General features: G+C 29.7%; 8 protein-coding genes. 7 read left to right on the top strand and 1 reads right to left on the bottom strand.

Features of this window, described 5'->3' with window-relative positions; all coding sequences use genetic code 11:
- The first annotated feature begins 3 nt into the window (after positions 1-3).
- The 7 genes from addA (at position 4) to CM240_RS09790 (ending at position 11,308) form a co-directional block, all read left to right on the top strand.
- Complete coding sequence (gene addA, locus CM240_RS09820; protein ID WP_044038890.1) at positions 4-3,651, top strand: helicase-exonuclease AddAB subunit AddA; 3,648 nt, start codon at positions 4-6, stop codon at positions 3,649-3,651.
- 10 nt (positions 3,652-3,661) lie between these two features.
- Entirely contained in the window at positions 3,662-4,612 is a 951-nt protein-coding gene (locus CM240_RS09815) for a 3'-5' exoribonuclease YhaM family protein (RefSeq protein ID WP_044038889.1), read from the top strand.
- A 742-nt stretch (positions 4,613-5,354) separates the two neighbouring features.
- Positions 5,355-7,586, top strand: a complete 2,232-nt coding sequence (gene pflB, locus CM240_RS09810) for a formate C-acetyltransferase (protein WP_044038888.1) — start codon at positions 5,355-5,357, stop codon at positions 7,584-7,586.
- A 3-nt stretch (positions 7,587-7,589) separates the two neighbouring features.
- Positions 7,590-8,303, top strand: coding sequence for a pyruvate formate-lyase-activating protein (gene pflA / locus CM240_RS09805; protein WP_044038887.1), 714 nt, complete (start codon positions 7,590-7,592; stop codon positions 8,301-8,303).
- 506 nt (positions 8,304-8,809) lie between these two features.
- Positions 8,810-9,481 (top strand): Bax inhibitor-1/YccA family protein, encoded by a 672-nt coding sequence (locus CM240_RS09800; protein ID WP_044038885.1) that lies wholly within the window; start codon positions 8,810-8,812, stop codon positions 9,479-9,481.
- Positions 9,482-9,696: 215 nt separating this feature from the next.
- A complete protein-coding gene (locus CM240_RS09795) occupies positions 9,697-10,950 on the top strand; it encodes a replication-associated recombination protein A (protein WP_044038883.1) in 1,254 nt (417 codons plus the stop codon).
- A gap of 130 nt (positions 10,951-11,080) precedes the next feature.
- On the top strand, positions 11,081-11,308 hold the full coding sequence (locus tag CM240_RS09790) for a hypothetical protein (protein ID WP_044038881.1): 228 nt from the start codon (positions 11,081-11,083) through the stop codon (positions 11,306-11,308).
- Positions 11,309-11,515: 207 nt separating this feature from the next.
- On the opposite strand, the gene greA is transcribed toward CM240_RS09790, so the two are convergent.
- On the bottom strand, positions 11,516-11,986 hold the full coding sequence (gene greA, locus CM240_RS09785; protein WP_044038879.1) for a transcription elongation factor GreA: 471 nt from the start codon (positions 11,984-11,986) through the stop codon (positions 11,516-11,518).
- Positions 11,987-12,133 lie beyond the last annotated feature (147 nt).

Raw genomic sequence — 12,133 nt, 5'->3', positions numbered from 1 at the left:
ATTGTGGAAAGAAAATGGACTAATGAACAACAGCTAGCTATAGATCATGATAAAAGTAATATTCTTGTTTCGGCAGCTGCTGGTTCTGGTAAAACTGCTGTGTTGGTAGAAAGAATAATAAAAAAGATTACTAGAAAAGAAAATGCTGTTGATATAGATTCATTACTTGTTATGACTTTTACTAACGCAGCAGCTATGGAGATGAAGGAAAGAATAGCAGCAGCAATTTCTAAGGAAATAGACAAAAATCCATTAGATACTAGACTTCAGAAGCAACTTATTAGACTTAATAAGGCTGATATAACTACAATGCATTCCTTTTGTAATAGACTTATAAAGAAATATTTTCATCTTTTAGATATAGATCCTTCTTTTAGAATTGGTGATGAAAATGAATGTAAGCTTATAAGAAGAGAAGCGGTTTTAGAAGTTATTGAAGATAGATATGATGAAGAAAATATGAGAGAATCTTTTTTACTTTTGGCAGAAGGTTATACAAAAAATAAAAGTGACGTAGAACTTGAAGAAATAGTTTTATCTTTATATAACGATGCTATGGCTATGTCTTTTCCTGAGAGGGATTTAAATAGATTATTAGAAAAATTAGATATTACTGATAAGAGTTTTGAAGAAACTATATTTTGTAAGATAGCTATGGAAGAAATAATAGAAGGATTGAGAGAGTATAGAGAAGGATACAAAGAAGTATTAGAAAGCCTTTATGATTATGGTTACAATGATAAGGTATATGACATAATAAAAAGTGAAAGTGAATTCATAGAAGAGCTTTTAGCAGAAAAAAAAGGCTTTTTTCAGCTAAGAAATGATGTATATAATTTTGAATTTTTAAGGATGCCGACAGTAAAAGGGGTAGACGAAGAAGGGAAAGCTATATTATCAGGTCTTAGAGATGGATTTAAAAAGTATATCAAAAGTATAAGTGAAAAATATTTTTATTTTTCTACAGAAGAAGAAATAAGTGAAGAAATGACATTCTTACATACTGTTTCAAAAGGTATTATAGAATTAGTTATAGATTTTAAAAAAGTCTATGAAGATAAAAAGAAAAAAAGAGGAATATTAGACTATAATGACTTAGAACATTATGGCTTAGATATATTAGTAGATTATAGTGAGGAAGGGGAAGTGATCCCTTCAAACGTAGCATTAGAACTTAGAGAAAAGTATAGTGAAGTGTTAATAGATGAATATCAAGATACTAATGAAGTACAAGAAACTATTATTAAAATGATAGGTAGAGTTGATGTTCCAAATATCTTTATGGTTGGTGATGTAAAGCAAAGTATTTATAGATTTAGAAATACAAATCCACAATTCTTTTTACAAAAATACTATGATTATAGTGAAGATACTAATGAAAGAGATGTTAAAATATTATTATATAAGAACTTCAGATCTAGAAAAGAGGTTCTTACAGGTATTAATTTTCTTTTTAAGAGAATAATGAGTAAGGAACTTGGTGATGTGGATTATACCGATGTAGAAGCATTGAATCCAGGAGCAAGTTTTAATGGGGAAGGTGAACCGATAGATTTAGTTCTTTTAGATTATAAAAACATAATAGCTGAAAGTGACGATGAGGATAAAAAGGAATTAGAAATAGAAGCAAAATATATCTGCAATAGAATCGAAAATATAGTAAGTGGGAAAGAACAATTGTATATTGATGATGCCTCAGTTCCAGATGGAAGACGTATACCAACCTATAAAGATATAGTTATACTACTTAGAGCCACTGCAGGGCATGGAGATATTTTAAAAGATGCGTTGATGGAAAGGGAAATACCAGTATTTTTAGATTCATCAAAAGGGTGTTTTGATTCTTTTGAAATTAATATAATGATGTCGCTTCTTGAGATAATAGATAATCCATTAAACGACATACCACTTATAGGGGTACTTAGATCTCCAATAGGGTCTTTTGATGAAGAAGAGCTTATAAAAATAAGAGGAGAAAAAGCAAAAGGTGGATTTTATAATTGTTTGAAGAAGTATAGCAAAGAAGAAAATTTCCTAGGAAATAAAGCTAAGATATTTTTAGAAAAATTGAAGATGTATAGAGAAAAAAGTATTAAGATGACCTTAGTTGATTTTTTATGGTACTTATATTTAGATACAAATTTCTATTCTTTTGTAGCAACTCTTAGCAATGGGGATATTAGACAAGAAAATTTAATGCTGTTATTACAAAAAGGTAGGGAATTTGAAAATACATCATATAAAGGATTATTTAATTTCATAAATTTTATAAATAAGATAAAGATATCTAAAGGTGACTTTGGTTCTGCAATAACTATTGGAGAAAATGAAAATGTAGTTAGGATAATGAGTATACATAAGAGTAAGGGACTAGAATTTCCTATTGTATTTATGCCTCATTTAAATAAAAAATTTAATATGATGGATCTTAGAGAAAATATACTATTTCACCCGAGACTTGGGTTTGGCCCTAAATATATAAGTGGTGAAGAAAGAGTTGCTCATGATACATTAGTTAGAAGTGTTATAAAGGATTCTATAGAAACAGAAGTAAAAAGCGAAGAGATGAGAATTCTCTATGTTGCCCTAACAAGAGCAAAAGAAAAGCTGATTTTGATATCTGCTAATAAAGATATTGATAACCTTATTAAAAAAGGTAAGGAAGCACTAAAAAGTAGTGATATTAGGTTACCTAGTTATATTGTAAAAAAATGCTCTAGTTATTTGCAATGGATAATTATATCTTTAATGGCTCATAGAGATGGTAATATTCTTAGAGAAAGAATAGAAGGGGACTTAAACTTTCCATCACCAATAGAAGATGAAAGTAAGTGGAATATAGAGATAATAGATTCTTATAATGATGATGATAGTGATATTGAAGAAGAAAATTCACTTACAGTAGTAGAGAAGCTTAAGGGAGAAGAAATAGGGGATAAGTATACAGGTATAGATAATATACTTAATTTTAGATACAAATATAAAGATGTAACTAACATATCACCATATATAACAGTTTCAGAAATAAAGAGAAAGTATCTTGAAGGAAATATTAAAATAGATAGTAATGGAGTTTTAACAAAAGGAAATTATATAGAAGAAATAGTAGCGCCTAAGTTTTTAAGAGATGAAAAATCTTTAACTAGGTCACAAATAGGTACTGCACATCATACTGTTATGGAGCATTTACCACTTAAAATGGATTCATCGGTAGAAACAGTAAAAGAATTAGTAGATATATTAGTAAATAAAAATATATTGACTGAAGATGAAGGAAAAGTAATAAATTGCAGTAAGATTTCAGATTTCTTAAGAAGTGATCTATGCAAGGATATGGTAGAAAATGAAGATACACTTTTAAGAGAATTTCCTATACAGCTAAGAATATCTCCAAGTGAAGTCTATGATGTAGAAGACGATGATGATAAATTGGTTTTAAATGGTATAGTAGATGCTTTTTATGAAAAAGATAATGAATTAATTATAGTTGATTATAAAAGTGATTATTATGTTGAGAAAAAGGAAATGGTAGAAAAATATCAAGTTCAGTTAAAGCTTTATAAAAAAGCCTTAGAAAAAATCACAGGTAAAAAAGTGAGAGAGTGTATATTATATTTATTTTATAAAAGTGAGTATGTAAAGATATATTAGGAGGAAGACGATGGGCATTAGTCAATTAAAAACTGGTGATAAGGTAGATGATTATTTTTTAATAAAGATTTGTAATGTTAAGGTTTCTACAACAAATAATAATAAGTATTTAGATATAGTAGTAATGGATGAAAGTGGAGAAATTGACGGTAAGTTTTGGAGATACAAAGATGGTGATGAAGAAAAATTTAAATCTGGAACTTTAGTTAAAATTAAAGGAGCTATTGTAAGTTGGATGAATTCTAATCAACTTAGAATTGACAAACTTTCTGAAGTAACAAAAGAAGATAATATATCTATAGAAAAATTTATTCCTTCAGCGCCATTTAAAGGTGAAGATATGCTAAAGGAATTAAAAGAATATATAGAGAAAATTAAAAATGAAGATATAGCAACTATTGTTGAATTAATAGTAGAAAAGAAAGAGGAAAAACTACTTATAGCACCAGCGGCTATGAAAAATCATCATTCTATAAGATGCGGATTATTGTATCATACAGTAACAATGCTGAAAGCAGGAGATGCATTAAGTAAAATTTATACTTACATTAACACTGACTTATTATTTGCAGGAATAATTCTACATGATATCTGTAAAATTGATGAGATGCATAATAATGAAGTGGGATTAGTAGATGAATATACAGTAGAAGGTCAACTTCTTGGACACATAATTCAAGGAATTAAAGAAATAGAAGTTATAGGTGATAAAGTTGGAGCTGATAAAGAAGTGATGATGATGTTAGAGCATATGATTTTATCTCATCACTACAATCCTGAATACGGTAGCCCTAAGAAACCAATGTTTCCAGAAGCTCAAATGCTTCATATTTTAGATTTATTAGATGCATCATTGTTTGATATGAAAAAAGCTATAGATGGTATTGAGGTAGGAACAATTTCAGAAGGAATATGGTCTCTTGATAAGAGAAGAGTTTATAAAAGCAAGATCAACAATTAAGTAGGGCACAAGTATGAGGGCACAAGGCACAGGGATATGTCAGTGCACAGTGGTGGAGGAAATTCCTGCGGAATTTCTTAGATTATTGTTTTAACATGTTGAGTTGAATGTTATAAGTTAGATTGTGTCTTTTATTTAGATTACAGTTGATATAAAAGTCATTACAGAGGGCTCATGAAAGTTGCACTTTAATGAAGCTTTGAATATATATTTGCATAGGATTATATAAAGAGAGTTAAGTTTATATTAGTACCTGTTCTAGTTAAGTAGTGGTAAAACTGTATTTCTCCCATAAAATACACTAGCTATCCGCAAGATTATAATAAAATTCCTCGCAAAGAGGAATTTTTACCTTACTTGTGCCCTGTGCCATGATTTACTTTGTTAAATCTTTATTAATGTTCAGACAATTCTGTTTAATAAATGATAAAAAGTAAAAATATTCAAAAACAAAGTAAGAGGTGGATTTCTTTAGTGAAAGATAGCTATAGAAATATTTCTAAAATATAGATAAATGAATAACATAAAAATACAAAAATGTATTAGTAATAGTTTACAAAAAAGAAATATGAAAAGTTGTATAAAAGTATTTAAAAAGGAAAATAGTTGTGTTAAAATAATAACAAGGTCAGAAATGACTGGGAAATTTGCGTGAAATGAACGATGATATGACATTATAATTGATGTTATAAAGTGTTCATATAATAAAATTTTTTTTAAAAATTAAAGGGGGAACTTATTAATGTTTAGTCAATGGGATGGATTTAAAATGGGACATTGGTGCGAAGATATCGATGTTAGAGATTTTATAGTTAAAAACTATACTCAATATAACGGAGATGAATCTTTCTTAGCACCTATTTCTGAAAAGACTTCTAAGGTTTGGGAAAAAGCAGAAGCTTTAATAATCGAGGAAATCAAGAAGGGTATCATCGATGTAGAGACAGACAGGGTTTCAGGAATCAATAATTTCGAACCTGGTTATATAGATAAAGAAAATGAAGTAATTGTTGGATTACAAACAGATGCTCCATTAAAGAGAATTATAAATCCATATGGTGGAGTAAGAATGGTAGAACAAGAATTACAAGAATATGGATATACTTGGAATCCAGAAGTACAAAAATATTTTAAAGCATTCAGAAAGAGCCATAATGAAGGCGTATTCGATGCTTATACTTCTGATATAAGAGCTGCTAGAAGTGCAGGTTTATTAACTGGTCTTCCAGATGCATATGGAAGAGGAAGAATCATAGGTGACTACAGAAGAATACCTCTATATGGAATAGATTACTTAATTGAAATGAAGAAAGCAGATTTTGCTGAAAAAGAATCTTTAGATGCTTCAGAAGATGTAATTCAATTAAGAGAACAAATTAGAATGCAAATTAAAGCATTAAATGAAATTAAGGCAATGGGATTAAGCTATGGTGTAGACATGTCTAAGCCAGCATCTAATGCTCAAGAAGCAGCACAATTCTTATACTTAGGATATTTAGCTGGTATTAAAGAAAATAATGGTGCAGCTACTTCAATAGGAAGAAATACTACATTCCTTGATATATTCATAGAAAGAGATATGGCTAAAGGAATATTAACAGAAGAACAAGCTCAAGAAATAATTGACCAATTAGTTATTAAATTAAGACTTGTTAGACATTTAAGAACTCCAGAATATAATGAATTATTCTCAGGTGATCCTGCTTGGGTTACAGAATCAATCGGAGGTACTACTATTAGTGGTCAATCATTAGTAAGTAAGACTTCATACAGATTCTTACACACATTAACTAACTTAAATCCAGCACCAGAACCAAACATGACAATTTTATGGAGTGAAAATCTTCCAGAAAACTTTAAGAAATACTGTGCTAAGATGTCTATAGAAACAGATGCAATTCAATATGAAAATGATGATATTATGAGACCAATTTATGGTGATGACTATGCAATTGCTTGTTGCGTATCTGCTATGGAAGTTGGTAAGAGAATGCAATTCTTTGGAGCAAGAGCTAACGTTGCTAAGACATTATTATACGCTATCAATGGTGGTGTAGATGAAAAGAAGAAGACTCAAGTTCTTAAAGGATTAGAACCAATAACTGGTGATGTATTAGACTTCGAAGAAGTTTTACCAAAATATAAGAAAGCATTATCTAAAGTTGCTAATCTTTATGTTAATACAATGAATACAATCCACTACATGCATGATAAATATGCTTATGAAGCAGGACAAATGGCTCTTCATGATACAGATGTTAAACACTTCATGGCATTTGGTATCGCAGGATTATCAGTTGCAGCTGACTCTTTAAGTGCTATTAAGTATGCTAAAGTTACTCCAATCAGAGATGAAAATGGATTAGCTGTAGACTTTAAGATAGAAGGAGATTTCCCTAAATACGGAAATGATGATGATAGAGTTGATGATTTAGCTGTAGAATTAGTTAAATACTTCTCAGATGAATTAAAGAAGACTCCAACTTATAAGAATGCAGAACATACATTATCAGCATTAACTATAACTTCTAACATTATCTATGGTAAGAAGACTGGTAATACTCCAGACGGAAGAAAAGCAGGAGAACCTCTTGCACCAGGAGCTAACCCAATGCATGGTAGAGATGTGAACGGAGCTTTAGCATCACTTAACTCAGTTGCTAAGATTCCATATAGAACTTATTGTCAAGATGGTGTTTCTAACACATTCTCAATCGTTCCAACTGCATTAGGAGCTGATAAAGAAACTCAAATTAATAACTTAGTTAATATGTTAGATGGATATTTTGCACAAGCTGCATTCCATTTAAATGTAAATGTATTAAACAGAGATACATTATTAGATGCTATGGAAAATCCAGAAAAATACCCAACACTTACAATCAGAGTATCAGGATATGCTGTTAACTTCACAAGACTTACAAGAGAACAACAATTAGAAATAGTAAAGAGAACATTCCACGAAAAGATGTAATAAATGAAGGGTAGAATACATTCTTTTGAATCTATGGGCCTTGTTGATGGCCCAGGTATCAGATCAGTGGTTTTCTTCCAAGGTTGTAACCTTAGATGTAAGTTTTGCCACAATCCAGATACATGGACCTGCGATGGAGGAACAGAAACAGATTCTTCAGAACTTGTTGCAAAGATAAGTAGGTTTAAAACCTATTATGATAAAAGTGGAGGGGGCGTCACCTGTTCAGGGGGTGAGCCCCTTCTTCAACCTTCGTTTTTAATTGAATTGTTTAAAGGTTGTAAGGAAATTGGAATTAATACATGTTTAGATACTTCCGGTGTTGGCGTTGGAAATTACGAAGAAATTTTGAAATATACAGATTTAGTTTTACTAGATATTAAGCATTATGAAAAAGATGGATATAAAGAAATAACTAGAAGAGATTTAGACGAATTTAATAATTTTTTAGAAGCTTTAAATAAAACTGATGTTAAGGTATGGATAAGGCAAGTAATTGTTCCAGGCTTTAATGATAGTGAAGAGTATATGAAGGGATTAGCGAACTATGTTAAGAACAACGTGAAAAATTTTGTTAAGTTAGAAGTGCTTCCTTATCATGTATTAGGAGTTTCTAAATATGAAGGATTAAATATTCCATACCCACTAGAAGGTGTTGAACCTATGAATAAAGAAGATGGAAAGATTTTCAGTGATTTCTTTTATAAATATTATTAGTAGAAAGTGCCGTAAGATAGCAACAGTTATCTTGGGGCACTTTTTTATTATTAGGGCACAAGGCACAGGGCACAGGGAAGGAAGAAATTTCTGTGGAATTTCTTGGATTGTAAGTGTTTAAGTTGAAGGTATGGAGTATACTAGTTTTTTTAAATTAGTTATGTTTAATAAAAAAGTCATTATAGGGGTTCATGAAAGTAGCACTTTCATGAAGCTTGGATTTAAATTTTTGCATTTATAGTAAATATGAAAACACATTGCCGTCCGCAGGACTTATAATATTTTCCCAGCAGGGGAAAATTAACCTTACTTGTGCCCTGTGCCTTCTAACCTGTGCCATAATAAAGGAACTATCGCTCACAAATTCTCATTTGTTAAATGACAGCTATATCCCCAAACTGTGCACCGATAGTTGTAAATTAATTTAAAACAATTTAAATTTAATACTATTAAAATAATATTTAGTATATAATATATAGTAATAAAATTATATTGAGGTGAAGAATATGAATGGTAATGTTGCTTACGATTCTGTAAGAGAACAGAATAAATACATAGCCAAGGTTTTTTCATGGATGGGAATAGCACTTTTAATATCAGCTATAAGTGCTCTTTATGTAGGTACCAATCCAACAATTTTTTATAGAGTTAATCCATTTGTAATATTAATTCTTGAAATAGGATTAGTTATGATATTAGTTGGTATGCTAAATAAAATATCACCAGTAACTGCTACAGCCTTATTTATAGTTTATTCTGCTATTAATGGAATATCGTTATCAGGTATATTTATGATGTATTCACAAGGAACAATAACTTCTGCATTTATAACAGCAGCTGTTATGTTTGGCGTTTTTGCAGTAGTAGGTTATACAACAAGAGTAGATTTATCTAAATACTCAAGTATACTTTTTATGGCATTAATAGGATTGATGATAGCAGGGTTAATAAATATATTTATAGGAAGTTCATTTTTATCTCTAGGTGTTTCAGCTGTAGGAGTTGTTGTTTTTGCAGGACTTACAGCATATGATATACAAACACTTAAAGAACATCAAAGAGTATTTGGGCAAAACCATAACATGGCTATATACGGTGCCCTTCAACTTTACTTAGACTTCATAAACATATTCTTATATTTACTTAGAATATTTGGATTTATGAATAGTGATGATTAATATTTAGAAGATAAAGCACTACGAAACAAAAGTTTCGTGGTGTTTTTTTTATAAATTAGTGAATAGGGGACATGTAACAGGGCATAAGGCACAGGAAAGGTTAATTCTTATTGCATCAATCTTTCAGAGATGTGCACTGTGCACTGATAATTGTGCACTGCTTACATATTTGTTACAATTACAGTAATAGAATTAATTATATGGATGTGATTTTAATGGAGCCTTTGGCTAGTAAACTTAGGCCTAAGACATTAGAGGATGTTTTAGGACAAAAACATTTATTTGGTGAAAATGGATCGTTAAGTAGCGCTATAAATAAAGGATTTATTCAAAATATGATATTTTATGGTCCTTGTGGTTGTGGTAAGACAACAGTGGCAAATATAATATCTGAAATGACTAATAAGACTTTATATAAAGTGAATGGTGCTACAGATACGTTGAAGGATGTAAAGGAAGCTATAAATGCTAGAAGTACTCTTATGGGAGCTAGGGGGATTTTATTATATATTGATGAGATACATTTATTTAATAAGAGAGCACAGCAAAGTCTTTTAGAGGTGTTGGAAAGTGGGGATGTAACATTAATTGCTTCAACAACAGAAAATCCGTATTTCTCTATATTCAAGGCATTACTATCAAGATGTGTTATATTTCAATTTAAGCCACTGGAATTTGATGACATAAAGAAAGGGTTACAAAGAGGTATAGATTATCTAGAAAAAGATTTGAATAGAGAAATAATTACATCAGATGAGGTTTTGAAAGATATATCTTATAGATGTAATGGAGATATGAGAAATGCATTAAATACCCTTGAATTTTTAGTATATTCTTTGAATAATGGAGAAAAAATAGAAATAAGTAAAGAAGTTGTTGAGAAAATCACGGGGAAAAAGATAATTTCTTTTGATAGAGATGGAGATAACCATTATGATTTACTGAGTGCATTTCAGAAGTCTATAAGAGGAAGTGATGAGAATGCAGCGATATTATATTTAGCAATGTTGTTAAAGGGTGGAGATTTACAATCTATATGTAGAAGATTATTAGTTATTGCTAGCGAAGATATTGGATTAGCATATCCTGCTGCAATTTCTATAGTAAAGGCTTGTGTTGATTCAGCTTTAATGATAGGAATGCCTGAAGCAAAGATACCATTAGCTGAAGCGACTCTTTTATTGGCAACAGCTCCAAAATCTAATTCTTCATGTGTCGCTATTGATAAAGCTATGAGCCTATTGGAAAAGAAGGATCTAGGTGAGATACCTAGTTATCTAAAAGATGGGCATTATTCAGGAGCTGGAAAACTTGGAAATGGTATAGGATATAAATATCCTCATAATTATAAAAATAATTATGTTAAACAGCAATATATGCCTTCAAATTATATAAATGAAGAATTTTATGTAGCAGGCGATAACAAATTTGAAAATAGTATTAAGAATTACTTATCAAAAATAAAATAAATAATTAAAACAATATGTATAAAATTACACTTAAGAAGTAAAAATGCACTTTTAGGAAATAAATGTAGAAATGTATCAAAAATTATTATATTATAGTGTCAAGATGAAACGGAAAGTAGGAGAAAAAGTCATGATGATTAATACTTGGGAAATGAAACGAAAGTTAAAGATTAATAAAAATATATTATATGTAACATTAGGAATAGAGTTAATAAGCTTAATCTTAATGATTTTTATTGATAAGTTATTTGCCATTATATTTGTTCCAGCTATTATAGTGCTATTTACTTCTTATATACAGGCACGATCATTAAAAAGAGAAATATCAGACTTGACATTAAATAGATACCCTATTTAATGTAGATTAAATATTGTAGAAGGTGTTAAAAGATATAGAGGGCTGCTATAAAGTAGAGTCATAATGATTCTCTTTAGGCAGTCTATTTTTATATTAGGATATTATTATTATTATAGATCATAGGATACATAAATAAATTTATAATATATAAAAAAAGGGCTGTGACAAATACAGAGCCCTTTTTAATATAACCATATGTATATATAATTATTTTAAAATTTCTAAAACTTCAACGTCATAATCACCATCTGGAGATGCAACGGTAATTTTTTTACCGATTGGCAATTTGAATAGTGCTTTACCTAATGGAGAATCGATAGAAATTTTCATATTCATAGTATCAGCTTCTACAGAAGATACTAAAGTAACTTCTTCAACCTCATCTAAATCATAAAACTTAACTTTAGCTGTTTTGTTAACATCAAAGATATTTTCATCTTCACTACCTTCTATAACTCTAGCACGTTTTAAAATGCTTTCAAGTTCTTGAATTCTAGTTTCAGTTATAGATTGATCATCTTTAGCGGCAGAGTAATCTGCATTTTCACTAAGATCTCCTTGAGCTCTAGCAGCTTTTAAAGCTTCTTTAATTTCTGCTCTTTTAGTGTTTTTAAGGAAATTTAATTCGTCTTCTAATTTTTGCTTTCCAGCTTCAGTTAATATAACTTCGTTATTCATAGTTCACCTCTAAATTATTTTCATATTACTCTTAATATATTATTATACCAAATAATTATCATAATATTAAATAATCAGAAAATTTTATAAATTGAGAAAAATCTATTGAAATGGAAATATACTAAGTTATAATAAATATATAGATAT

The organism is Clostridium bornimense (genome assembly GCF_000577895.1).
Taxonomy (GTDB): domain Bacteria; phylum Bacillota; class Clostridia; order Clostridiales; family Clostridiaceae; genus Clostridium_AN; species Clostridium_AN bornimense.
Note: the sequence above shows the minus strand (reverse complement) of the source record. Positions and strands in the feature narration are given on the sequence as shown.